Source organism: Sphingomonas sp. Leaf30, assembly GCF_001422525.1.
Classification (GTDB): domain Bacteria; phylum Pseudomonadota; class Alphaproteobacteria; order Sphingomonadales; family Sphingomonadaceae; genus Sphingomonas; species Sphingomonas aerolata.
Window position 1 is genome coordinate 225729 of sequence record NZ_LMKZ01000016.1, and the last position, 24426, is coordinate 250154.

At 61.4% G+C, this 24426-nt stretch carries 26 protein-coding genes; 11 read left to right on the forward strand and 15 right to left on the reverse strand.

What is annotated here, in order from left to right:
- Positions 1-37 precede the first annotated feature (37 nt).
- Positions 38-388 (forward strand): response regulator, encoded by a 351-nt coding sequence (locus ASE89_RS12810; RefSeq protein WP_056678329.1) that lies wholly within the window; start codon positions 38-40, stop codon positions 386-388.
- A 1-nt stretch (position 389) separates the two neighbouring features.
- On the opposite strand, the gene ASE89_RS12815 is transcribed toward ASE89_RS12810, so the two are convergent.
- The gene (locus tag ASE89_RS12815; RefSeq protein ID WP_056678535.1) at positions 390-584 is read right to left on the reverse strand and encodes a ComEA family DNA-binding protein; all 195 of its coding nucleotides are present in this window, start codon (positions 582-584) and stop codon (positions 390-392) included.
- Positions 585-798: 214 nt separating this feature from the next.
- On the opposite strand from ASE89_RS12815, the gene ASE89_RS12820 reads away from it, so the two are divergent.
- On the forward strand, positions 799-2259 hold the full coding sequence (locus tag ASE89_RS12820; protein ID WP_056678332.1) for an aminotransferase class I/II-fold pyridoxal phosphate-dependent enzyme: 1461 nt from the start codon (positions 799-801) through the stop codon (positions 2257-2259).
- 58 nt (positions 2260-2317) lie between these two features.
- Positions 2318-2812 carry a nucleoside deaminase gene (locus ASE89_RS12825; RefSeq protein ID WP_056678334.1) on the forward strand — a complete coding sequence of 165 codons (495 nt, stop codon included), beginning with the start codon at positions 2318-2320 and terminating at the stop codon, positions 2810-2812.
- 156 nt (positions 2813-2968) lie between these two features.
- Here ASE89_RS12825 and ASE89_RS20980 read toward each other — a convergent pair whose 3' ends face one another.
- Positions 2969-3499 (reverse strand): response regulator, encoded by a 531-nt coding sequence (locus ASE89_RS20980; RefSeq protein WP_082451487.1) that lies wholly within the window; start codon positions 3497-3499, stop codon positions 2969-2971.
- The gene (locus ASE89_RS12835) at positions 3492-4628 is read right to left on the reverse strand and encodes a sensor histidine kinase (RefSeq protein WP_056678336.1); all 1137 of its coding nucleotides are present in this window, start codon (positions 4626-4628) and stop codon (positions 3492-3494) included. The genes ASE89_RS20980 and ASE89_RS12835 overlap by 8 nt, the downstream gene beginning before the upstream one ends.
- A gap of 213 nt (positions 4629-4841) precedes the next feature.
- On the opposite strand from ASE89_RS12835, the gene ASE89_RS12840 reads away from it, so the two are divergent.
- On the forward strand, positions 4842-5519 hold the full coding sequence (locus tag ASE89_RS12840) for a PAS domain-containing protein (RefSeq protein ID WP_236701787.1): 678 nt from the start codon (positions 4842-4844) through the stop codon (positions 5517-5519).
- A 283-nt stretch (positions 5520-5802) separates the two neighbouring features.
- On the opposite strand, the gene ASE89_RS12845 is transcribed toward ASE89_RS12840, so the two are convergent.
- Positions 5803-6576 (reverse strand): SDR family oxidoreductase, encoded by a 774-nt coding sequence (locus ASE89_RS12845; protein ID WP_056678341.1) that lies wholly within the window; start codon positions 6574-6576, stop codon positions 5803-5805.
- Positions 6573-6902, reverse strand: coding sequence for a nuclear transport factor 2 family protein (locus ASE89_RS12850; RefSeq protein ID WP_056678540.1), 330 nt, complete (start codon positions 6900-6902; stop codon positions 6573-6575). Before ASE89_RS12850 ends, ASE89_RS12845 begins: the two co-directional genes overlap by 4 nt.
- A gap of 116 nt (positions 6903-7018) precedes the next feature.
- Here ASE89_RS12850 and ASE89_RS12855 point away from each other — a divergent pair, with 116 nt between their 5' ends.
- A complete protein-coding gene (locus ASE89_RS12855) occupies positions 7019-7924 on the forward strand; it encodes a LysR family transcriptional regulator (protein ID WP_056678345.1) in 906 nt (301 codons plus the stop codon).
- A 114-nt stretch (positions 7925-8038) separates the two neighbouring features.
- Here the strand turns inward: ASE89_RS12855 and ASE89_RS12860 are convergent, their stop codons facing one another.
- Positions 8039-8326 (reverse strand): DUF1330 domain-containing protein, encoded by a 288-nt coding sequence (locus tag ASE89_RS12860; protein ID WP_056678348.1) that lies wholly within the window; start codon positions 8324-8326, stop codon positions 8039-8041.
- Positions 8327-8549: 223 nt separating this feature from the next.
- Positions 8550-9518 (reverse strand): zinc-dependent alcohol dehydrogenase family protein, encoded by a 969-nt coding sequence (locus ASE89_RS12865; protein ID WP_056678350.1) that lies wholly within the window; start codon positions 9516-9518, stop codon positions 8550-8552.
- Between the two features lie 189 nt (positions 9519-9707).
- Here ASE89_RS12865 and ASE89_RS12870 point away from each other — a divergent pair, with 189 nt between their 5' ends.
- The gene (locus ASE89_RS12870; RefSeq protein WP_056678353.1) at positions 9708-10337 is read left to right on the forward strand and encodes a TetR/AcrR family transcriptional regulator; all 630 of its coding nucleotides are present in this window, start codon (positions 9708-9710) and stop codon (positions 10335-10337) included.
- On the opposite strand, the gene ASE89_RS12875 is transcribed toward ASE89_RS12870, so the two are convergent.
- Positions 10334-10729 carry a tautomerase family protein gene (locus ASE89_RS12875; protein WP_056678355.1) on the reverse strand — a complete coding sequence of 132 codons (396 nt, stop codon included), beginning with the start codon at positions 10727-10729 and terminating at the stop codon, positions 10334-10336. The two genes, ASE89_RS12870 and ASE89_RS12875, sit on opposite strands and share 4 nt — an antisense overlap.
- Before the next feature lie 334 nt (positions 10730-11063).
- Here ASE89_RS12875 and ASE89_RS12880 point away from each other — a divergent pair, with 334 nt between their 5' ends.
- Positions 11064-12053: a zinc-dependent alcohol dehydrogenase family protein gene (locus ASE89_RS12880; RefSeq protein ID WP_056678357.1), complete on the forward strand. Its 990-nt coding sequence runs from the start codon at positions 11064-11066 to the stop codon at positions 12051-12053.
- 608 nt (positions 12054-12661) lie between these two features.
- Here ASE89_RS12880 and ASE89_RS12885 read toward each other — a convergent pair.
- From ASE89_RS12885 to ASE89_RS12905, 5 genes are read right to left on the reverse strand one after another with little or no spacing between them, the layout of a single operon-like run.
- On the reverse strand, positions 12662-13987 hold the full coding sequence (locus ASE89_RS12885) for a HAMP domain-containing sensor histidine kinase (protein WP_056678358.1): 1326 nt from the start codon (positions 13985-13987) through the stop codon (positions 12662-12664).
- Positions 13988-14665 (reverse strand): response regulator transcription factor, encoded by a 678-nt coding sequence (locus ASE89_RS12890; protein WP_056678360.1) that lies wholly within the window; start codon positions 14663-14665, stop codon positions 13988-13990.
- 7 nt (positions 14666-14672) lie between these two features.
- On the reverse strand, positions 14673-16049 hold the full coding sequence (locus tag ASE89_RS12895) for an efflux transporter outer membrane subunit (RefSeq protein ID WP_056678363.1): 1377 nt from the start codon (positions 16047-16049) through the stop codon (positions 14673-14675).
- The gene (locus tag ASE89_RS12900; protein ID WP_056678366.1) at positions 16046-19153 is read right to left on the reverse strand and encodes an efflux RND transporter permease subunit; all 3108 of its coding nucleotides are present in this window, start codon (positions 19151-19153) and stop codon (positions 16046-16048) included. The genes ASE89_RS12895 and ASE89_RS12900 overlap by 4 nt, the downstream gene beginning before the upstream one ends.
- On the reverse strand, positions 19153-20130 hold the full coding sequence (locus ASE89_RS12905; protein ID WP_056678369.1) for an efflux RND transporter periplasmic adaptor subunit: 978 nt from the start codon (positions 20128-20130) through the stop codon (positions 19153-19155). The genes ASE89_RS12900 and ASE89_RS12905 overlap by 1 nt, the downstream gene beginning before the upstream one ends.
- Before the next feature lie 108 nt (positions 20131-20238).
- On the opposite strand from ASE89_RS12905, the gene ASE89_RS20985 reads away from it, so the two are divergent.
- Together ASE89_RS20985 and ASE89_RS12910 are read left to right on the forward strand one after the other, a co-directional pair.
- A complete protein-coding gene (locus ASE89_RS20985; protein WP_201781542.1) occupies positions 20239-20535 on the forward strand; it encodes a hypothetical protein in 297 nt (98 codons plus the stop codon).
- Positions 20468-21052, forward strand: a complete 585-nt coding sequence (locus ASE89_RS12910; protein ID WP_201781543.1) for a hypothetical protein — start codon at positions 20468-20470, stop codon at positions 21050-21052. Before ASE89_RS20985 ends, ASE89_RS12910 begins: the two co-directional genes overlap by 68 nt.
- Positions 21053-21202: 150 nt before the next feature.
- On the opposite strand, the gene ASE89_RS12915 is transcribed toward ASE89_RS12910, so the two are convergent.
- Together ASE89_RS12915 and ASE89_RS12920 are read right to left on the reverse strand one after the other, a co-directional pair.
- Complete coding sequence (locus ASE89_RS12915; RefSeq protein WP_056678372.1) at positions 21203-21883, reverse strand: B3/B4 domain-containing protein; 681 nt, start codon at positions 21881-21883, stop codon at positions 21203-21205.
- Positions 21884-21893: 10 nt separating this feature from the next.
- Entirely contained in the window at positions 21894-22763 is an 870-nt protein-coding gene (locus ASE89_RS12920; protein WP_056678374.1) for an EamA family transporter, read from the reverse strand.
- A 107-nt stretch (positions 22764-22870) separates the two neighbouring features.
- Between ASE89_RS12920 and ASE89_RS12925 the strand changes: the two genes are divergently transcribed.
- Together ASE89_RS12925 and ASE89_RS12930 are read left to right on the forward strand one after the other, a co-directional pair.
- Positions 22871-23344, forward strand: coding sequence for an Lrp/AsnC family transcriptional regulator (locus ASE89_RS12925; protein WP_056678377.1), 474 nt, complete (start codon positions 22871-22873; stop codon positions 23342-23344).
- Positions 23345-23498: 154 nt separating this feature from the next.
- A complete protein-coding gene (locus ASE89_RS12930; protein WP_056678542.1) occupies positions 23499-23819 on the forward strand; it encodes a DMT family transporter in 321 nt (106 codons plus the stop codon).
- Positions 23820-24426 lie beyond the last annotated feature (607 nt).

Below are 24426 nucleotides of genomic sequence, written 5' to 3' on the forward strand. Positions count from 1 at the left end.
ACATTGGTTAAGAGCTCAGCTTATCGGGATCTGTCATATGTGCCATGTGCTCGTCATCGAGGATGATTTCCTCATCGCCGATCACATCATCCAGCTGATCGAGCGGGCTGGCGGCATATCCTTTGATCAGGCTGCCTCGCAAGATGAGGCAATCGATGCTGCGAGATTGAGGCCTCCCTCCATCATCATGTCCGACGTCAATCTCTCAGCCGGTACCGGCCCTGCCGCGGTGGAAGCCATCATTTTGGAGCATGGGCCGACGCCCGTGATCTTCGTGACCGGCACGCGCGAAGCATGCCATGTAAGTCGGCCATCGATGATCGTTCTCGACAAACCGATCAACGAACAGGCTCTTATCGCGGCGTTCCAAAGTCTGGCGCCCGCCTGAGTCAGCAATCGCCGACGGTCAGTGAAGCAGTCGCCCCATCGGCCTTACCGGTAAGACCGGGTACTTCATCAAGTTGTCTCAGGTCACTGAACCCGCCACGTTCCTCACGATAGCGGACGATTTCGAACCCGTGCCCCGCTAGCGCCGGGATGGCGTCCAACTCCGGCGCACTCGCCGCGTTGACGTTGATCGGCATCTCGTTCCTCATAGCTCTTCCTCTTTCGTACCTTTGGTGACGGAATATTGGAAAGGGCTTTGCTATCGATGAGCGCCCTAGCCAGCTAGGCGGAAGGTTTGCTTCATGTCCGCCTTCGGCGGATAACTGCTTGTTTGATAAAGAAGATCAACCATCGTGGAGGGGCTTTCCAGTATCCGTGCGTTTCACCCACTCGATCAGGAGAGGGTTCGGCATGGATCAGAAGAGTGCGCCGTTGGCCGATGCGTTGGCGGCGATCGAGAAGAGGCCGGTCATCGGATTTGGAGCGCCGGGCCACAACCAGGGTGCAGCCATTCCTGGCGGGATGAAGGCACTGCTCGGCAAGCGCGTTTTCCAAGCCGACGTGCTGACGCCGAAGGGGCTCGACGACCGTACCGAAGGCAAGTTGGCCCTTCAACGTGCGCACGAGATCGCGGCGGAGGCCTGGAATGCCGACTTCTGCCGGTTTGTAACCGGCGGAACCACCCAGAGTCTTCACACGGTTATGGCCTCGGTCGCCGGACCAGGTGACACCATTCTGGTCGCGGCGAATGCCCACAAGGCCGAGCGTACCTACGCGCTCGCGACGGGGCTCAATGCCGCCATCGTGCCGGTCCAGATCGACGGGGAATGGGACATTGAGCATGGTGTTGAGCCGCAGGCGCTGAACGCCGCCTTGGCGGCCAATCCAACCGCCAAGGCGTTCATCGTTGTCAGCCCGACCTACTACGGCGTCACGAGTGACATAGAGTCGCTTGCAGGCATCTGTCACAACCACGGTATTCCCCTCATCGTCGATGCCGCCTGGGGCGGCGCCTTTGCATTCTGTGAGGCCCTGCCAGACGATCCGCTTGCCAAGGAGGCGGATGTCGCTGTCTACAGCGCCCACAAGACGATGGGGGCGCTCGCACAAGGGTCAGTGATCGTCGCAAAAGGCGACTTGATCGATCGCCAGCGCCTTTGGATGGCATATGAGCTTTTCGAGACCACCAGCCCGTCGGTGCCCGTCCTAGCAACGCTCGACGCGACCCGGCGGGATCACGCGTTGAACGGGGAGCAGATGTGGAACGTCGTCATTGCGTTGGCGGAAAAGGTCCGTAGTAAGATTGCCGGTATCACCCCCCTGCGCGTTTTCGGTCATGATCATTTGCCGCCAGATGCCAGTTTGGACGTCACGAAGGTACTGATCGACGTCTCGGCGCTTGGCGTATCGGGGTATGCGATCGACGACTGGCTCTACAAGCATCACCGGATCAGCATGGGGTTATCCGACGCCCGGCATATCCTGGCCGTTCTGTCGCTGGGCACAACCAGGTCCGATCTCCGCAAGCTCGTCGGTGGCTTGCAGGATCTCGTGAATCAGCTCGGTTCCGATCCCTCCATCCTGCCGGCAATTTCGCCTGTGCCCGGGATCGGCACCCTGTCCGTCGACATGGCGATGCCCGGGCCTGCGGCACTCTACGGCCTAGCCGAGATGGTGGCCTACGAGGCGGCTGAGGGAAGGATCGCAGCCGAGATGATCGCGCCCGCGCCGCCCGGCGTCCCCCGACTGGTGCCGGGCCAGCGCATCACCGCTGCACACGTCGCATGGCTTGTCGCGAACCGTGATGCCGGGGCTTTCGTGATGGATCCGGTCGATCCCACAGAAGCGACCGTCAGAGTGGTTCAGAGCTGACGCAGCAACCGGATCAACACGCCAAATCTAACCGCAACTGCAATTAGGTGGATACGCGATGCAGACCGATACCGACGAACACTGGATGCAATTGGCGATAGACGTCGCGCGCTCCAAAGGGTCCGATCCCTCAACCTCCCCGCTTGGGTGCGTCATCGTACTAGACGGGAACGTGATTGCCGCCGAACGCAACCAGACCAAGGAATTGCCTGACGCAACCGCTCATGCCGAGATGATGGCGATCCGTCGGGCTTGTGAGCAAACCAGAGAACTGGAACTGCGCGGGGCGACGTTATACTCGACACTCCAGCCGTGCGGCATGTGCACGATGGCATCGATCTGGTCGAAAGTTGGCCGCGTCGTGTACGGTGCCGGCCGAAACGATGTGGACCCGATGTATTTCGAAGCCAAGCACGTTGATACACTCAGATTCATCGGGGACGCCTATCGGAATGATATTGAGATCGGAGGCGGCTGCCTGCGCGAAGCTTGCGCAAAACTTTATTATGGCCCCGCTGCCGAATTGAGCGAGGAAGAACAGGCCAACCTATAAGCATGCAGAATGATTCAAACGGTCAAATAAAGGCCCAAATATGGCCTATCTCGAGCCTAGCAGCCTTCAGCGTCGTTTTGCGACCACCTAGTTCTGAACATGCGGATCTGCTACATCACCAAACTCCAAACTTACACCTACGTCATCAAACGTTGATTATTCGCTTAAGAACTGGTCGATTGCATCAACAGCCTCGTACAATCGTGCCGCTAATAGCGGCTCATGGATGCCATCTGCTACATCGATCTCGACGATCAGCTGTTCGCGTAATTTTAGAAACGAGTTATGCTTAGTAAGCTTGGCAATTGCACCATCTGCGGTAGTATCGATTTTCTTGAGAGCATCGATTATCGACGAGGCCTCAACAGGCTTCTCTAATCGGGCAATCTCTTTGTAGTTTGATGGAACATCGGCAATATCATTACCTGTTGCAAAGACGCAGTGCACGCCCCGAGCGAGTAGACGGTCGACCACTGGGTATACTTTCTGCTCGCCGAGGTTGATGTCGAGGACAGCGCTGTCGATACGCCCTCCCCGATCAAGCAATGCCATTGCCTGATCGACAGACGGTACCGGCCCAAGCACGATAGCTCCCGCCCGTGTCAGCATGCGCTCGATCGCTTCGGCAACGACATACTCGTCCTCAATCACAAGTACCCGCTGACTTTCCATGAGCATGTCAGCCATCTTGCGCCTCCTCCACTGTCCGGCGAGATACAACCGGCACCGCAATCGTACAGTGCACACCGTCTTCGACGAAAGCATAATGTGTCTGGGCGCCAAGTTGGTACGGCAGGGCTTTTTCGATCAGTTGACGACCATAACCGCCGGTAGACGGTGCAGTGAAGGGTTGTGACATCCGAACACCACTCTCGCGCCAATCGACGTGGAGCCACAGAACGCCATCCTTTTCCGCCTCCACGTGCCATGTGATTGTAAGCAATCCTCCGCCGGTCCCCAACGCACCATATTTCACTGCATTGGTCCCAAGCTCGTGGATAGCTAGAGCCAGGCTTTGGACGGCGCGCGAGCGTAACGGAACATCAGGTGGGCCTGCCAATATGAGATGACCATCACCACCCTTCCGGCCAATGGCACCAAGCGAAAGGAGCTCCGCGCGCAGAAGGTCGTCGAACTTTACTCGCTGGCCTGATGTTGCATGCGAGAGCATCTGCTGGACGCGGGATAGAGCTGAAAGGCGGTCGTTGAAGCCATGCTCAAACTCTCGAAGCGACGAGGCACCATCCAGCATCCGCGCAGCAATCGAGCTCACAACCGCGATAAGGTTACGCGTCCTGTGTTGCAGCTCCGCAACCATCACGACCTGGCGTTGCTCGCTTTCCCGCAACGATTCCGCGCTGCGCTTCAATGCGTCTATGTCACTGATTACGCTTGCTTGTCCGGTCAGCTTTCCCAACTCGTCGCGTACCGGAACTGCCGCAACTCGCACCCAAATGGCCCGCTGGTCGTCATCGGTGAACAGCATTTCCTGACCAGGCGTAACACATTCTCCGCGGCGGGCGCGCGCACCGGGAAACTCGTCCGGTTGCAACGGTCGCTCATCCTCGCTCCACGCTTGCCACCGCGCTACGCGAGCCGGGTCCTGGGAGGGCATCAAGCCTGTGGGACAGAATCGCTGATACTCGGAATTGTAGGCTACCATTCGTCCGTTCATGTCCAACGTAGCTACACCCGCAGGCACGCTTTCGAGCGTAGCCGCGAACCGAGCCTCGCTTTGGTGAAGCGCTGCCTCTGACTCCGCCAAACGACGGCGTAAGTCGGCGATTGTTGCCACGTCATCCATCTTACATTCCATGTATAAGCATCGGAGTGCGCCAAGGGCGGATAGCTACGTTAGCCCGTTTTTCGATAAAAATGCCGTGCTTTCTGCGTAGGTGTTTTTCAAACGCCTCCCCCAATCCCCGAACAGGCGTTCACCGATCGGCTAGCCATCCTTGGGCGCTACAAGGTGCCTTGCAAGCCGACTCAACTGATATATGTCGGTCAAGACAAGTGTCGTGGTTGGGTGATGATGCCTGCAGGTCATTGCGTTTCGTCGGTCGAAGGAGTAATTCTGCACGCGGATCAAGGCTTTCTTGATCTGCTCCACCGTCGCGCCGACGAAGTTATCGGCGTTTCGTACCGCGAAATAACCGACGCTCGCGACCTAGATCGAAGCGCAGATATGCTAGCCGTACTAAAGGACGGCGCAGCTCCCGTACGGTTGCAAAAGCGCTACCTTCGGCCGGATGGTAGCTCAGTAGCAGCGAACCTACTGGTCACCCGCTTCGCCAACCCCGACCGCTTGATAAGCACGCTGTTCTGGCAAGAAAATGGCCGCCCTTTGCCGCCAGCTAGGCTTTGGGAAGCAGCACTGCGTATGCGCCAGGTCCACGCCACCCGATCCACGCTATTTGGGGCTGATCTGAGCATTGACCCCGTAGGTTCGCTGCTGATCGGCATCTATCTGGCAGAGGCAGAAGGCCGGAATATCGGACTGGCCGACGCTGCCGCCCATGCCAAGATCCCGACATCTGTTATCGAACGGTGGATCAAGGTACTTCAGCAGCGGGGAGTGCTTGAACACCGAGACACTGCGATGGATATTCGACTAACACACTCAGGTCTGAATAAGGTAGAGTCTATGCTTGCTACGGTCTATGGGTCACCTGATGCGGCGGTGATGCTTCTTAATAGCTATGATTGACGTCTTACCGTTCAAATATGATATCATTATATTATTATTCTGCATGTACGGAGCAAAGCTAAACGCATTACTTTATGTACCCAGTTCCAAATTGGGTGCACTCGGTTAGACTGGCTTAAGTTATAATTGACTTTCGAATGAAAACCTCACTGAACCACTTTGACCCACAAGCAGACGTTCCGGCACCTTTTCCTGCCACTTAACTTCGGCCATTCGTTCATGAGCCCGCTTTCGATTTGCGAGCGGACGGATCAGGGCTTCGCGTCCATAGCGCTCAGGAGCCTTACGCCGTCGGGACAGTGCCGCCATCAATCACGAATTCGGTTCCGGTTATGCTGCCTGCCCGATCAGAAGCGACGAACGCGATGAGGTTCGCCACCTCGTCAGGAGTAGCTGGTCGGCCGAGCGGTATGCCGCCCAGTGAGGCCATGATCATCTGCTTTCCCTTCTCAGCGCCGTCCTCACCGCCGAGACGTTTGGCCAGTGCGACGGAGGCCTCGGTTTCAATCCAGCCAGGCGACACGCGCACAACCCTTACCCCTGCTGGCGACACCTCTTTTGATAGGCTCTTGCTATAGGTCGAGAGCGCCGCCTTTGCAGCGGCGTAGGCGGTTGTCGCTTCCGGCAATGGCATGACGTGCTGGATCGAAGTCACATGGATGACCACCCCCGCGCCCCGCGAAACCATTTCCGGAACCAGCGCCCGATCGAGCCGGATGGCCGGCATTAGGTTGAGGTCGAGCTCCTTCGCCCATTCCTCTTCGCCAAGAGCGGCAAACCCGCCTGCTGGCGCAGAGGAACCGCCCAGCATGTGAACAATGATGTCGACCCCGCCCATCCGCTCGCGGACCGCGTCGGCAAGAGCTGCGCAGCCCTCCACGGTGGTAAGCTCGGCCGCGAAGAAAAGCTCCTCAGGTAGTGTTTCTGGCTTGCTCCGAGCAGTCGTCAAAACGTGAGCACCCAGCTCACGAAACAGAGAAACCGTCGCAGCGCCAGCGCCACGGGTTCCTGAAGTGATGAGGGCGCGCTTGCCCTCCAGCGAAAGGAAGGGAATCACAACGTGATCTCCAGGCAGGCAATCGCGCCATCGGCAAGGGTGAACTGGTATCGCAGGTCGACCGGACTGCCGGGGAAGTTTCCAACTACATGGCTTATCACGACGGCTTTATTGCCTTTGTCGGTAATGGCGAACGGCTCAGTGGCGCAGAGGTATTTTGCGAGATAATCCGCGGCCCACTCCTGGATTGCATCGCGACCAGTGTAGGTGTGTCCCTCGTCCTGCACGATCGAATCGGCGGTGAAACATCCAGCGATCGCCGCTGCATCGCGTCTCCTGTCCGCGTCGAAGTATCTCGCAATCCCAGGTGGCAGATCGATGGCCATGACGTCCTCCATTTCGCAGCGAAGCGCTCGCTCCGCTCTCCCGAACCAAACTATGGATGGACGGCCTGTAGGATAATCAGGATAGATAGGGATGAGGCGTCACGGAAAGCGGGACAATGTCACGGTCGGGACTGATTGAGCTGGAGGCGATCCTCGCCATTGTCCATCGCGGCTCATTCCGCGCGGCTGCCGTTGATCTCGGCATGTCCACAACCGCGCTAAGCAACGCAGTCGGCAAGCTTGAGCAGCAGCTCGGCGTTCGTCTGCTCAATCGGACTACGCGCAGCGTCTCGCTGACAGACGCTGGAAGAACTTTTGTCGGCCAGATCGCGCCGGCGGTTCAAAGCATCCAAGACGCCATGAACACGGCGCGATCGCAGCAGAGTACGCCGTCGGGTATCCTGCGCATCAATTCCTTCGCAACCGCCGCCCGAGAAATCCTGTCTCCACTGGTTCTGGAATTTATACGTCGGTACCCGCAGGTTCACATTGATCTCGTCACCGAAGGACGTCTTGTCGACGTTGTGGCGGAGGGCTTTGATTTTGGCATTCGCACCGCCGACCTGATCCCAAGTGATACGATCGCGATTCCGATCGGCGCTCCTCGGCGCTTCTCCGTAGTGGCGTCGCCAGCATATCTTGAGAAGCGCGAGACGCCGCAGGTGCCGCATGACCTCCTGGCGCACGCCTGCATCCGCGTGCGGTTGCCCAATGGCGCGCCGTATCGTTGGCATTTCGCTAAGAACGGCGAGTCGATGCAGATCGATGTACAAGGCCCAATCACATTGGACGAGGCCAGCCTGTCTCGAATTGCCGCGCTGGATGGTGTTGGGATTGGGTTCTTCATGGAGGCGGATGTCCGCGACGATGTGGCATCGGGCAGGCTTGTCCAGATGTTGGAAGACTGGACCCCGCCCCTTGCACCGCTATGCCTCTACTACCCGAGCAGGCGCCATTCATCGGCCGCGTTCAAAGCGTTCATCGATCTCGCCCGGGAGATTGCTGCGGTCACAAGACGCTAAACCCATTCGGAGATATCCGCGGCCCGGATACGCTTCTCGGAACCGCTATCTGCTTATCGACTGGATGGCGCCGTCGGCGCGGAGTTTTGCCCGGAACCCGTGCATCTTGCATAACTACTGGCCGACGACAATCAGACCGTTTGAAGTCGCCGCCGCCTGTCGGACGGCCTTCAGCGGCTGGTATTCCGGCGCGTCGTAAAAGTCGCGAACAGCCTGGCGGTTCGGAAACTCCAGCACGACTAGCCACGTCGGGGACCAGTGTCCCTCGATGATCTCGGGCTGGACGTCTTTGACGAGCGGTTTGCCACCGAACTGCGCGGCCAAGGCGATCGCAGCGCCCTCGTAGTGGGTCATAGCCTGCAGATCACGTACGGTGAGATCGATGAGGACAAGGGCAGTCATAGGAGTTTTGCCTAGTGATAGAGGGTTGCGGGTGATCCGCCCGCGCCACCCGAACGCCAGTTCGCGACTGACGTCGGATAGCCTTGGGAAAGCGCGAGTCTGAGCGGACGTGTAATGACCGGCTCGAGAACGACGCCCTCAAAGACGATCTGTACGAAGTGATTCCGGCTCAGACGTTGAGCCGGCCAGTCGATCAGGTCATCGGCCGGGCGGCTTAACGCAGTCAGATAGCCGTGAAGTCGATAATGACCTTGCCGCCGCGCTCAGCATGGATAGCGGCTTCGACGATTGCGGACGGCGGGTAGACGCCGCTGATCGGTGTGTGCAACGTCCCGCTGACGACAAGCGGCAAGACGTCTTTGACCGCGGCAGGAGCGGCAGCGGCCGAGTCCGGGTTGCCAAGGAAAAAACCGTGGACGGTCACCTGCTTGAAGATTGGTAACCAGGCCGGGATCGACATCGTCGCGCTGCCCAGAATGGAGTAGGCGACGACGGCCGCGCGGGGCGAGACGATGTCGGCGATAAGGCCAATCGCCTCGCCGCCGATCGCATCGATACCCAAACCGATGCGACCGCCCTCGACCGCCCTCTCTGCCTCAGCTTTGGTGTCGTCGCCAGCGACCAAGACCACGTCGGCGCCGGCGGCCTTCAATTCGTCGACAAGTTCGGGACGCCGGACAATGTTGAGCGTCTTCAAGCCGCGAGCTTTCGCGACCCCGATCACCGATCGGCCCACCCCCGAATTTGCGGCGTTCTGGACAACCCAGTCACCTGGTTTCAGTGTCGTATATTCGCTGAGCAAAAGGGCCGCAGTCGGCGGGTTGATTCCCAGCATCGACAACTGATGCAGGTCGGCGTCGGGAAGAGCGAACAGTCCCTCTGCAGGAATGGTCATCCGTTCGCGCCATAGCCAGGTAAAGACTGGAAGAAGCACGCGGTCACCGATGGCGAGATGATCGACGTCCTCGCCTAGGCCAATGACGCGGCCAACCCCCTCGTTTCCAACAGGCCCAGGAGCGGTTGGCAGAACGGGAAATCCGCCTTTGATCACGTAGAGGTCATGGGGATTGAGTGGCGAGGCCTCGAGTTGGACCAGCACCTCGTTCACGCCGGGCGCGGCTGGCTCCGGCAGATCGTTGAACCGCAACACGTCACGAGGCTCGCCGAAGGCGGAAATCTGGATCGCTTTCATCAGGATAATCCTTGATCGAGCGGCAAGGCCGCATCGGTTATTTAGTGGAGCGGTAGCTCCATAAACAGGCCCTGGTCCGCGAATTTGCCGCAGTCAACGTAAAAGTGGAGCCGTCGCTCCGAATATGTTAGGTCGCAGATTAGAAGACCTGAGCGATGTCCGTTCACGTCGCAGGCAGGAAGAAGCGCGATGACGACTAAGGTTGAGAGCCAGACCCCTCGCGGGCGCGGACGACCACGTCTGTTTGATCGGACAGCGGCGCTCGACCGGGCAATGCGCGTGTTTTGGGACAGGGGTTACGAGGGCACGACGTTCGACGAACTGATTACCGCGATGGGGCTGAGCCCCTCGAGCTTCTACAACGCGTTCGGAAACAAGGAGGCCCTCTATCGCGAGGCGGTCGGTGCATACCTCACGGGGCCGGGTGGCTTCTTCCCCAAGGCGCTCGCTGGCGAGGGCTCGGCACGCGATGCGTTCGCGCGGCTGATGATAGCTACGGCTGCCGCGTATACTGACGATACCGGTCCTGCGGGCTGTATGATCTCACTGGCCGGGTTGCACGACGCCCCCGAACGCGCCGACCTCCGCGACTTCATGCGTGAGGTCAGAGGCCGGTCGCTTGCGTTGATGGTAGAACGCCTCGACGAGGGCGTCCGAAACGGCGACCTGCCTAAGGGGACTGACGTCGCCCAGATCGCCGACTTCTTCGAGACAGTGTTCAGGGGCATGGCGGTCCGTGCGCGTGACGGTGCAGATCGCGAGATGCTTGAAAAGACTGGTGTCATGGCGCTTGACGCCTGGCCAGGCGGCCGGGCCTAGTCGTCGCCCTTGTCGAATGGACTGACACCTCGCCCGAACGAGAAGTTCTCTGATGGTAGGGGAATGAGAGTTACGAACACATCGTCCGGCCTGATCCCGACATTGTCGTGAAGGCGCTGGACGATCTCTTTTAGCAACACTCGCTTTTGCGACATGGGGCGCGATGCAGGGATGTGCACAGAGATGATGATCGCGCCCGCTGAGCGATCCACGTCCCCGTAGGTAGGATGGAGAAACAGATAACCTTCGGCATGCTCGTTGATCACGACAAACTTGTCCTCGGGAGGCAGGCCGAAGCTGGCCTGAAGCGAGTGCGCGAGGGCGTCCGCAATGGCCTTACGCTGATCCAGGGAAAACAGGTCCTTGGGCACATGGACGTTAAAAAAGGGCATGACGTGATCCTCATTGCATAGTGCTTACATGAAGCGTGTGTATTTGGAGTAGAGGCTCCACAAACTTGCTCTGCTTGCGATTTGCAGGATCGTCAACGAGTTTTGGAGCCAAGCCTCCAGATCATAGCGGAGGATGACCTTGTCCCAGACATTCCTGACGCTAGCGTTGGCATCAGTCTCAACGTGACGGGCCACCCGGCCCCCGAAAGAAACTGAAGCAGCATGACAACCTTAAATGGAGTTCTGACTCCATATTGTGTTGACGCTTGGCGGAACGTCGCTTATCGGTTTTTGGAGCACGCGCTCCCTAAAGCGATGCGCACGGAGATTTCTGATGACCCGAGTAGTCCGAATTCACGAATACGGTGACGCCAGGGTTCTCCGAATTGATGACGTGGACGTCCCGGCGCCGGCAGCCAACGAGGTTCAGATCAAGGTCAAGGCGATCGGAATTAACCGTGCCGAAGTGATGTTCCGCAATCATGCCTATCTACAGGAGGCACATTTTCCAAGCCGCCTTGGCTACGAAGCTTCGGGCGTCATCGAGCTGGTCGGTGCAGCGGTTGAGGGGTTCGCCATCGGTGATGTGGTCAGCGTCATTCCCTCACAGGATATCACTAACGGCGGCACCTACGGCGAACTGGTCAACGTGCAATCCCGCTTAGTCGTGAAGCATCCGGCGACGTTGTCCTTCGAAGAGGCCGCAGCGGTTTGGATGCCTTATGTCACGGCGTGGGGCGCGCTAGTCGAACAGGCAAAGCTGTCCCAAGGTGAGGCCGTTATCATCTCGGCGGCGTCCAGCAGTGTCGGCATCGCTGCGTTCCAGATCGCTAAACTTGTCGGAGCTACCGTCATCGCGACGACGCGAACCGGCGCCAAGCGCCAAGCCCTCTTTAATGCCGGTGCCGACTATGTCGTAGCGACGGACGAAGAAGACCTTGTGGCGAGGGTTCTCGAAATCACGGACGGGATCGGCGCTCGCGTCGTATTCGACCCGGTCGGCGGCCCTTCGTTCGAGCCACTGACGGCCAGCATGGCGCGAGGCGGGATCCTGCTGGAGTATGGGGTGCTCAGCGCCGATCCCACGCCGTTCCCGTTGCTTACCGTCCTCAGCAAGTCCCTAACGTTGAAGGGATACCTTTACACCGAAGTGGTATCCGACGATGCCATCCTCGAGCGCGCTAAGACGTTCATCACGGACGGTTTGGTATCGGGTGCCCTTAAACCCCTGATCGCGCGTACCTTCGCTTTCGCCGACATTCAAAACGCTCATCGCTTCCTGGAATCCAACGAGCAAATCGGCAAGGTCGTGGTTACGCTCTGACCTGGTTCCGGCCACTCAGCCTACTAAAAGCGCTATTCGGAACCGGGCATCCATTCAGCTCCCACCGCGGAGCAGTGTTACGCTCCGTAGTATCGTTCGACCTCACCCAACTGGAGCTTGAGCGCTCTGCTGGGCAAATGAATAGTTAGTCTCTGCCGTTCGCTTTCGTTGAAACGGGCGGCCTTTTTCAACAGGTCACGGATGGCTGCGCGACCGACGACCCTGTCGCCGCCAAGCCAGCCACTGCCGAGCGCAATCTCAGGTGCTAGGATAAGGAGGCCATAAGCGTCAGGCGCGAAATGTTCGATTATGACGACGGTGTCCTTTTTGCCGTGATCGCGGCTTGCCTTTATACCGAGGATCTATCCTTGGCGACCGGCGGTCCGTTGGACCCATAAGTCGCCGTTCAATGCCCTCTCAGGCATCCCCAACTTCGGCCCTTCGTTCTTGTCGAGGCGGGGCCCATGCCGTACCTATTCCCCCCTGCCCGACGGCACGCCAAATTTCTCGAAAAGGATCGAATATCGGGAAAGCAGGCACCCTTCCCAAAAAACCGTCGTTCACGCTGTTTTGGGAAATCTGTCAGTCGAAGACCCGCGGCGCTCCTCCTACTTGGAGAGCAGCACTATGACACCAAAGCCGCGATCCGGTGAGGATAGAAGGGCATCGCCGTTATGGCCGATCGCGACGGCGCGAACCAATGCGAGGCCCAGCCCATGCCCTTCAGTGGTGCGTGACGTCTCGGCGCGGGCGAAACGCTGGAACAGGCGTTCGGCATCAGCAGAAGGAACCCCCGGGCCGTTGTCCTCCAGCATCACCTCGATCGCATCCCGCGTCGCCTTCGCGGTCAGTATCGCCGTAGTACCGGCCGGCGTGTGGCGGAGGGCGTTTTCCAGCAGGTTCGACAGCGCCTGAGCCAGCAGACGGCGGTCGCCCTCAATGTGCAGACCGGTCGGAATGTTCGTCAATAATATGTGGCCGCTGGCTTCGAAATCCGGGCGGTAGGTTTCAGCCATGTCCTCCAACAGTGCCGAGAGATCGAGCCACGCCAGCGCCCGGCGTTCCGCCATTCCTTCGATCTCGGCGATGCGGAGCAGCGCAGCGAAGATTTCCAGCAAGTCGTCAGCTTGCAATCGGGCAACGGCAATAGCCGCGGCATCGCCCGCGGCTGCGCGATCGAGCTGGTTGCACAAGCGCGTCAGAGGCGTGCGCAGGTCGTGGGCGACGTCGGTCGACACCTGCCGCAGATTGTCCATCAGCGCCGACATTCGGTCGAGCATTCGGTTAAGCGTCGCAGCGAGGCGGTCGAACTCGCTGTCGGAGCCGTCTCGGGGTACCCGCTGCGTCAGGTCGCCGGCGATAATCGAATGCGCGGTGGCATCGATACGCGACAGGCGACGCCGGGTCAGCCATCCGACCAGCACGGCCGCGCCGATCCCAAGCGCCAGCATCGCCGTGAGGGCGGCTGCAAACAGTAGCGCCAACGTCCGGTCGATCGCCGAGAGGTCGCGCCGATCGGCGACGACGACGAGCATTCCCGCGGGCAGCGGCGTGGCGAGGGACTGTCCTACGCCGGTTTCGTTGCCGCGCCGAAAACCGAAATGCTCCTGATAGCCTGATGCCAGCGGGGCCAGTGGCGCGATGGTGGCGGCGATCTGCCGGCTTGTGTGGTCGACCAGCAAATAATCGAGACTCGCTTCGTTGCGTGCATTTTCGCGCAATCGGATCGCGTCAGCCACCGCAGCTATGCCACCCTCGCGTGCCTCCGCCACCAGCGCGCGCGTTTCGACCGCGATACGGTGGTCCAGCTGCTCCTCCAGGGCCTCGTGCGTCACCTCATAGGCGATGGCACCGATGGCTACCGTCGCGGCGCTGAATGCCAGCGCGACCAGCACGACGAGCCCGAAGGTCGAGCGCCACAGGCGGGCGAGCATCTATTCGCCCCGGATCATGTAGCCGGCACCGCGCACCGTCTCGATCGCATCGGCGTCGGAACCGGCATTGAGCTTGGAGCGCAGGCGGCTGAGGTGCGTCTCGACGATGTTGGTCTTCGGATCGAAGTCGAAATCCCACACCCGCTCCAGCAGCATGGTGCGCGTCATGACCTGGCGCGGGTTGCGCATCAGTTCGGCTAGCAGCGCGAACTCGCGCGGCTGAAGCGTGATGCGTCGACCACGCCGCTCGACGGTGCGGCGATGCAGATCGAGGACGATTTCACCGACTCGAAGAATGTGCGCGTCATCGCCACGCACAGCAGGCCGACGGGTCAATGCGTTGAGGCGGGCGGCCAGCTCGGAGAAAGCGAACGGTTTGACCAGATAATCGTCTGCGCCGCTCTCCAGTCCCTCGACGCGATCGGCGATCCCGCCGACAGCCGTCAGCATCAGAACCGGGGTCGCGTCGCCGGCCGCACGTAACGCCTTAACCAGCGCCAGCCCGTCGAGACCGGGCAGCATCCGGTCGACCACCATCGCGTCGAACCCACCCCCGGTCGCCTGGAACAGCCCGTCGCGGCCATCAGCGCTGACCGCGACCTGGTGCCCCGCCTGCCCCAGCCCCTGCGCCACGAAGGCGCGGGTGTCGGCATCATCCTCGACGATCAATATCCGCATCCCCCACCTATCGCGTAGCGGCGTCGGTTCGCCAACCGCCACCCAGCGCGCGGAATAGTGCGACCTCTGCCTGAGCGACCGCCAGATCGGACTGGACCTGTTGCAGCGTGGCCGACGCCGACGCCCGCTGGGCGTCGACCTGGAGCAGCCCGGGGGCGTCGCCGAGGCGGACCCGGGCACCGGCCCGCCGCGCGTAGGCCTGCGCCTCGCGCAAGGCGGTCGCCAGATCGCGGTTACGGCGGGCCTCAGCATCATAAGCGGCCAGCGTCGTCTCAACCTCGCGAAGCGCGCGTAGGACCGCCACGTCCCACCCGGCCAGCGCCGCACGCTCGGTTGCGCGGGCCTGTTCCAGCCTCGCGCGGACCGGTGCCTGGTTGGGGAAGGCCCAACTGACAAGCGGCGTCACTGCCGCGCTGATACCGCCGGATAGCAGCCCGACCGCCCCGCCCAGATTGACGCGGGGGTAGAGGTCCGCGCGTGCCACGCCGATCCGCGCGGCTGCGGCAGCAAGGCGGCGTTCCGCCTCGCGCACGTCGGGACGGCGCAGCAGCAGCGCGGTGCCGTCGCCGACCGGCGCGGCCCCGCGCAGGCGCGGTGCGGCGGTGCAGGCGAAGCGATAAGTGCGGGCCTCAGCAGGGGGACGGCCTTGTAGCGTGGCGAGCCGGTACAGCGCGTTGGCGCGCTGCGCCTCGAACGGGGCGATGGCGGCGCGGGTGGCGGCTGCGATCGTCGCAACTTGCGATACCTCCAGAGGCGATACGTCGCCGGCTCGAAGCTGTTCGCGGACTAGCGCGACCGAACGATCCTGTACGGAGGCAACCTCGCGTGCGGTTGCGATGGCGCGGGTCGATCCGCACAGGTCGACATAGGCGAGGACGGTGTCGGCGACGACTGCGACGCGCAAGCCATCGACGACGGCGGCCTGCGCCTCCGCATCCGCGCCCGCGGCGGTCGCGGCCGATCGCAGCCGGCCGAACAGGTCGAGATCCCAGCTCGCCGTCGCAGCGATATCGTAATCCGTCGTCGGCACGTTCCCTGACGCGCTTGGCTGTCCGGCAGGATCGTCGACGCCCAGCGCGCTTTCGATCGTCGTCTGCGGCAATCTTGCGGCCCGTGCCTGACGCAAGACCGCGCGTGCCCCGTCGAGATTGGCGTAGGCGACACGCAGATCGGCGTTGGCGGTCAGTGTAGACCGGACCAAACCGTCAAGCACCGGATCGTCATAGAGCCGCCACCAGTCGTCGGGCACCGCCGCGATCAATGCGACGGGAAGCCTGGCGAAAGCGCCCGTCGCGCTGGGCGGCGCGATCGTCGGCGATGGCGCAGGCACACTCATGCAGGCGGAGGCGAGCAGGGCAACGGCGGGGGCCAAGCGACGGATCATGCCAGCGCCTCCTTATGTGGGGCGGCAGGCGGATCGGGCTGTTCCTTGCCATAGCGGGCGTAGAGCGCGGGCAGCAGCAGCAGGTTGAGCGCAGTCGAGGAAATCAGACCCCCGAGTATCACGATCGCCATCGGATGCTCGATCTCATGCCCCGGCGCATTACCCGCGACGATCAGCGGCACCAGCGCCAGCCCGGCGCAGGCGGCGGTCATCAGGATTGGCACCAGACGCTCCTCCGCACCACGCAGCACCAGCTCGCGACCGAACGTCATCGCCTCATGCCGTTCGAGATGCTGATAATGCGACAGGAGCATGATGCCGTTGCGTGCGGCGATGCCGATGACGGTGACGAACCCGACCAGGGAGCCAAGCGACAGCACCCCGCCGGTCAGCGCGACTGCGACCACCCCGCCGACCAGCGCGAACGGCAAGCTGATGGCGACCAGTGCGGTGATGCGAGACGAGCGGAACTCCATCCAGACCAGCAACAGAATGCCGACCAAGCACAGCGCACCGATGCTCCACAGGCGGCTGCGCGATTCCTTCAGCGCGGCATATTCGCCCAGCACCTGAGGGTGATAGCCGGTGGCGAACGGCACCTTCGCGACTGCGGCCTCGACAGCCTGCGCGACGGTGCCGAGGTCCGCGCCCGCGACATTCATCGTTACGTCGAGCCGGCGTTGCCCGTTCTCACGCTTCACCTCGTTGGGGGCAGGCGCGATCTCTATATCGGCAACATCGCCGAGCCGAACCGGCGCACCGGTGACGGGGGCCTGGATCATCAGGTCGCGGAGCGCATGGACGCTGCCCCGTACTGCGGGCTCCCCCCACACCGCGACGTCGAAGGCGCGTTGATCGCGGTAGATCTCGCCGACCTTGGTCTGCGCGACCAGCGTCTGCGCCTGACGGCGGACCTCGCCCGCGGTCAGGCCGAGCCGCGCCAGTTCGCCGGCGCGCGGACGGATGCGGATTTGCGGGACCAGCACCTGGCTCTCCAGCTTTAGGTCGGAAACGCCCTGAATACCGCCGATCGCATCGCGGACACGCGCGCCAGCCGCGCGCAATTCTGCCTGATCGGGGCCGTAGATGCGTACGACAATAGTCGCGCCAGCACCCGTCAGCACCTCCTTGATCCGCTCGCGCAGATAGGTCAGCACGTCGCGGTAGAGGCCGGGATAGCCCTCCACTACCTCCTTGATCCGCTTCACCGACGCATCGTAGTCGGCATTCTCGTCGAGGCTGATCCACAGTTCGGTGAAGTTGGGGCCGACCACCTCGTCGGCCTGTTCGGCGCGGCCGATATGCGCGCCGAAATTGCGGACGCCGGGGATGCTGCGTAACTCCTTCGATGCGCGGATCGTGATCCGGTCCATCGCCTCGATCGACGTGCCCGGCTTTTCGACGAAGTGCATCAGAAAGTCGGTTTCGCGGAAGTCGGGGAGGAACTGGTCCTTGAAGGTCGCATAGCCGACGCCTGCCAGCAGCAGCCCGCCCGCCACTACCCCGACCGCCAGCGCCGGACGTCCGACGACGCGCGGCAGGAAGCCGACATAGCGGCGCTTCAGCGCGGCGACGATGCGGGTGTCTCGCTCCTCTGTCAGCGGTGCGTTCGGCAGGAGCAGTAGGCACATCGCCGGGGTCACGGTCAGCGCGACCAGCAGCGACATGCCGATTGCCAGCACATAGGCGATGGCGAGGGGCTGAAAGAAGGTGCCCGCCACCCCGCCGAGGAAGAAGATCGGCACGAACACCAGCATCACGATCAGCGAGGCGAAAACGACCGCCGAGCGCACCTCCAGCGACGCGGCGAGGACCACCTCGAAGGCTGGCTTTGGGTCGACCGACTCACGGTTCAGGCGCAACCGGCGTGCGATGTTCTCCACGTCTATGATCGCATCGTCGACCACCTCACCGAGCGCGATGACGAGGCCGGCGATAATCATCACGTTGATCGTCGCGCCCGACCACAACAGTATCAGGCCCGCGCCGAGCAACGACAGCGGTATCGCGACTAGGCTTATCGTCGCCTGCCGCCAGTCGCGCGTGAACAGGAACAGCACCGCCGCCACCAGCGCGCAGCCGATCATCAGCGCGCGGGTGAGATTGTCGATCGAGCGTTCGATAAACGTGGCCGGCCGGAAGATCCTCGTATCGACCTTCACGTCCTTCAGACCGGGCTTCAGCTCGGCAAACGCGGCTTCGACCGCGCGGGTCAGCTCCAGCGTGTTGGCGGTGGGCTGCTTCACGACGATCAGCATGATGCCGGGACCGTCATCGATGATCGCATTGCCGATCGGCGCGTTGAAGCCGTCGACCACGCGCGCGACGTCGCCGATCCGCACCGGCGCTTCGCCCGCCTGCTTGACGATCGCCTGCGCGAGGTCGGCCGCAGTCTGGACGGTGCCGGTCTGCTGGACGGCGAGGCGTTGGTTGGCCGTGTCGACGAACCCGCCGCCCCCGACCAGCACCGCGTCGCCGGCCGCGGCGCGTACCTCCGCCAGCGTCACGCCGGCCGCGCGCAGGCGATCGGGATCGACCAGCACCTGCAACTGCCGGTCGCGCTGGCCCCAGACCGCGACGTTGGCGACACCGGGAACCGCCATCAGGCGCGGCCGGATCGTCCAGCGCACCAGCTCGGACAGTTGCATCTGGTCGAGCCTGCCTGAGGAAAGGCCGACCTTCATCGCGCGACTGGTCGAGGACAGCGGAGGCATCAACACAGGTTGTCGCGCCGCGAGCGGCAGCCGCGGCTGCACCTGCGCGATCCGCTCGCCGACCATCTGTCGAGCGCGGATCACGTCGGAGCCGCGCTCGAACAGGATCTGCACCGACGACAGGCCCAGCACCGATTTGGAGCGCAACGTCATCAAGCCGGGGACGCCGTTGACCGCGGTTTCGATTGGCGCCGTGACCAGGCTCTCGACTTCCTCGGTCGACAACCCCGGTGCCTCGGTCTGGATTTCGACCATGGGTGGCGCGAACTCGGGGAATACGTCGAGCGGCACGTCGCGGCCAGCGCGGACGCCGAGCACGACCAGCAACGCGGCAAGCGCAAGGACGAGGACGCGCTGCGCCAGCGCGAAATGAACAAGCCGGCCGAGCATCAGTGCGCCGCCCCGAACTCGGTGCCGAACAGTTCGGCCGCGCCATCAGTTACCACCTGCGCCCCGGCGGCCAGGCCACGCGCGAGCAGTGCCCGTCCGCCGGTCTCCGACGCTACTTCGACGCGCTGGCGCACGAAGGTGTTCGGCGCGGTCTTCTGATAGACCCACGCGCCACCATGAATGTCGCGCAGGATCGCGGTCGATGGCACCGACAACCCTTCGGTCTGCCCAGCGAGCGGCAGGTCCACCGCTACCCGCTGGCCGACCCGGAAAGCGCGGTCGCGATTGTCGAGCGCGTAATAGAGATCGACCGTGCCCGCGACAGTGTTGGCCGAAGGCGGAGCCTGCACCGGACGTGCGATGCGCGGCGCGCCGCCTTCACCGAGCGTGCGGACCGTAGCACCAACTTCGCGGCGGACCTCTCCCATGTCACTACCGAACACGGACGCGCGCACCCACAACACGGGTTGCGAACCGAGCGATGCGACCGCCGGTCCGAGCAGTCGGCGCTGCTGCCGTGCGGCCCCGAGTGCGGCCTGCGCCGACGCCAGCGCCGCCGCGGCCTCGTCGCGGGCGCGCACGCTGCCCGCTTCCTCGCGAACGAGGCTTTCCGTGCGGTCGAGCGCGATCTGCGCAAGTCGTGTTTGCGCGGTGGCACGCGCCAGTTCGGCATCGGCTGCGGCCTGCTGGCTTCCGATCTGCTGGAGATTGGACGTCGAGTTGACGGGCACTCCGTTGGCGGTGAGTGGCGGCACGACGATCTCGCCGGCCACCTCGCGTTTTGCAGTCGCCGATCCGCCGCCCACCCGCGCCAGCACGATGCCCAACCGCTGCTGCGCCTGAGGCGTCAGGGTCAGCTTCAGCAGTTCGCTCTCGTGAGCGATCGTCTCGGCATGGGCGGGCGGTGCAGGCGACTTCGCGGTCTTCTCGCCGCAACCGGCGAGCAGGGTCAGGATCAGAAGGAAGGTTTGGCGCATCGTGACGGCTTAGTCACGAAACGATGGGCGCTGCTGGAGCCGACTATACAAAGTCCCAATGTAGCCGGTGTCCCACCAGTTTCGATTTGAATTTTATGCTCCGACCTGATGATCGCCCGCTCTGGGGGGATGCGTATAGTGAGGGTCAACGTGACGAGGAATCATCCTGCCCGTAAAGTTGCTGAAATCACTTTGGGCTTTTGGCCGGCCAAGGTCGTCGCAACCACATTGGGCGAGGTTGCTGGCGACGCCATCGCCCAGACGCTGAACCTGGGCTACGTCGCCGGGCTTGCCATTACACTGGCCATGCTGGCGGCCTTCCTCGTCGCACAGGTTCGTGCCGATCACTATCGCCCATCTTCTCTTCTGGGCGACAATCGTAGGTACGACGACGGCCGGAACTGAAATAGCCGACCTGTCGACGCACACACTCAGCCTTGGCTATAACGCAACGTCGGCCATCCTTTTCGGTGGCATGTTGCTGACCTTGGGCGTTTGGTATCTGAGGCGGGGCACTTGTGACGTGAGCGCGGTGGTGGACCGTGAGAGCGAATTATTCTTCTGGGTGGCCGTTCTGTTCTCGAACAGCCTTGGCACTGCGTTCGGCGATGGACTGGTTTATGTTTTCGGCCTCACATACACCACGGGGTCTTTGGTCTGCATGGTGGTGATAGGTGTAGTGTTGCTTCTACACTATGTTGCTCGGGTCAACGCGGCACTGATATTTTGGGCAGCATTCGTTTTCACAAGGCCGTTCGGCGCCGACTTCGGGAATTTGCTCACGAAGGAGGCAGCCAAGGGTGGATTTGGCCTCAACACCTTTGCCACTGCCTTAGTATGCGTCCTGCTACTCGCTGGCATCGTCGTATCCTTCGAACGTCGACAGCGCCGTATTGATGGACGTAGCAGTACCGCAGCTTGAGCGGCTAAGCGGAGACGACGTTGGTGGGCCTTTAGCCGATCCCCTTTCTCGATTGGGAACGGCAGGCGAGAAGGGGTGAGCGTTCTCGGAATCGATGGTTTTTCGAGAACTCGTGAAGGCCTTTCCTCAGGGTGTCGGCTGTTGGATCAATCAGGCCGACTTTATCGTCGTGACGGACGCAGACGGTAAGATGCTTGTCAGGCCGCTCGACAGTGCGTGCCCGGCCTCTTGCAAGGCTTCGTTCGGCATTCCAGCAAGGGCTTCCAAAACGAACCACATGGATCGCTCGTTGCCGTTCAGCCGAGTGCGCGTCCCCTGCCGCCAGTTCCAGCGTCGGCAGGTCACACCCACGTCATCGCGCCAGACAACTTCGCCGGGCAACGGGTGCTCGATCGCAGGCTCGCCGTTGGACATGGTGTCAAAGGCTTCTGAGCCGTCCGCGATCGTGAGCCGTGGGACGCCCACATAGGCCCCCAAATTTTCACCTCCGACCGGAACAGCGTAGCGCAGGCTGATTGCGTTATACAGATCCACCACCGGGTTGATCGACGGGAGCACGCCATCCTTCAGCACGCGCTTACGGAGCGCCTGCGCTGAACAAGGCGTTCGGTTCGGCTTCGCGCCAAACTGGGCATAGGTGTCCGCCCAAGCGGCTAAGTGTGCGTCCGCCCATGGTGGACCACCATCGCGTACAAATTGGCAGGCTTCGACCAGCGCAGACGAAGGATTAGCGATAGCCGGCGCGTCTGGCGTGCTGACAAACAGATGAAGCGCACGAAAATCTGATGCCAAGCGAATGACGACGGGATCGATGGTCGGGATATCCTGCATGTCTCAGTTCCTACTTCTTCGCCGTCGTGGCAGCGCCAATCGAGGAGCAAACGATCAACCCGATCGCGAGCCATTGTGAGATCGCTAGCGTTTCGCCGAGCACTACGAGGCCGACAAGCGCACCCACCGCCGGTTCCGCGCTCAAGAGTGTGCTGAAAGTATTAGTCGGCAGGCGCGGCAGAGCGATCATCTCCAGAGTGTAGGGGAGCGCACTCGATACGATGCCAACGACCAATCCGAGCGCCAGCACTTCGGGCTGGAGCATGGCGGTTCCGGCATGAAGAATACCGACCGGTGCAGTGACCAAAGCGGCTATCACCATGCCGCCTGCGACAGCGGCAATCCCATGATCTTCGCCTGCCTTCTTCCCTTTAAGGAGGTAAACAGCCCAGCAGGCTCCTGCGGCACACGCCAAGGCTATGCCGCGCCAATCGAGGTGAGCGGCACCTCCCCAGGTGGGCAGCAGCAGGGCAAGGCCTGCAACAGCAAGCGCGATCCACAGGAAGTCCCTCTTGCGCCGCGAAGTCAGCAGCGCGACGGCTAGCGGTCCGGTGAATTCGATTGCGATCCCGATACCCAACGGAATGAACGTGATCGCCTTGTAAAAGACAAGGTTCATGACTCCCAACGCGACCCCGTAAGGTATGAGAGAACGCCAATCCGACACGCTAAGGACGCGCCAAGGCCGAAATACAACCGTCAGCACGCCGGCGCTAACGATCAGGCGCATGGCGGTCGCACCCTCCGGTCCGATGGCAGGGAAAAGCCACTTAGCGAACGACGCGCCGACGCTGATCGACAGAAGCGAACAGAACAGCGCGGCGATAGCGCCGAAATCAGCGCGCGGACCAATTGGCCGCGCGATGGAGGATGTGGTCATGCAGATCTCACGAAGAAGCAGGAACCCATGAGTTTAAGTGGAACCGCCAACGAAGGTGATCAAAATGGGCTCGCTTACGATAAAGATTATCGACTAAGCTGCATGGGATGGAAAAACCGGTTTCACTCGACAGCTTTGATCTCAAGCTCCTGAAACTCGTACAAATCAACGCGCAGCAGCCAGTGGCGGAGATTGCTGAGGCAATAGGGCTATCAACGCCGGCCTGTTACCGCCGCCTCCGTCGCCTACGCGAGACGGGCGTGATTGAGCGCGAGGTAGCGATCGTCCGGCCGCGAACGCTTGGCTGGCCGCTGTCTATGATCGTAATGGTCACGCTCGAACGTGAAGGCCCGAGCACGATTGGCGAAATGATGCACTTACTGGACCGGGAGCCGGAAGTAGTCGAAGCTTGGAACGTGACTGGCGACCATGACCTGGCAGTCCGGATCGTCGCTCGCGATATGGAGAGTTACGACGAACTGGCGCAGCGCCTGTTTTCAGCGAATGAGCGCGTGCGTAGTTTCAAAACCCTCGTGGTGATCCGGCAGGTGAAAGCGCTCGGCGCTATCCCTGTCGAATGATGAGCTTGATAATGGCTCCTCTTAAGCTGTGCCTGCTAGCTGCTGTTGAAATATCGTTGATCTGCAATTATTTAGATGTGCGGTGACAACGTTCCCGCCCCAGAAACTTGGGTTAGAAGTCCGGGACGGCCCGGCAGCTTTTATGGAGGCTGCTATGGCGTGGATCGCACTTGTTTTTGCTGGTTTGTTCGAGATTGTCTGGGCGTCGGCCATGAAGCAATCTTATGGTTTTACCCGGCTCTGGCCAAGCGTCGTTACCGGCGTAGGCATGTTGGTCAGCTTCGGCCTGCTCGCGTCGGCAATGCGAGTTCTACCGTTAGGAACGGCTTACACAATTTGGACCGGCATCGGCGCGGTTGGCGCGTTTGTTGTCGGCATTATGGTTTTCGGCGAGGCAATGACCGCGATGCGCCTCCTAGCTGCCTTACTTATCGTCAGTGGCCTCGTCTTGATGAAGCTGTCCTCGGCTGCTTGATCTTCGACGTTCACAAGCGGCTTACCTAAGCTTCTCGAAAAGGAACCCGTATTGCGAATGCGTCCGCGGCAATCATACCTAGGGAGGCCTTAAGGCCTGTTTCCCAAAATCCGTTCCCAATTGCTCTTTCCCGAAATTACGGAAAGAAGACGGAGTTATGGGAATGTTCAGCGTTCCCAGACAGCGGGGGGTTTTGGGAGGGCCGCACGGACCCATACCCGGACATTCGCGCTCCGTTCGCCGCTCCCCAACTTCAGACACTCATTCATCTCTGTGCGGGTAGCTATTTTAGTACGATTTAGACAGGAAAGCGGACAGTTCGCGTCCGCCAAGGCAACAGCGATAGCTGACATTAGGTCGCCGCCGCCTTTTCCATAAAGATTGGATTGTCGGAAGGCGGCTACGCCGCCGCAATCGCGGGACATCGCGCTTCAGCCACCGAACAGTCCGTTACCCCGCAGCGTCAGGGCATGCTCGACGACATGGGGTTGCGTTCGATGTGCCCTCGCCATGAGGATTGGTGCAGCATAAGACTGCGTGATGCGGATCGCGATCATCGACACGAGCACGACGCGTGCTGCGATCATTTCGGAAGGCCTGCGTGAGG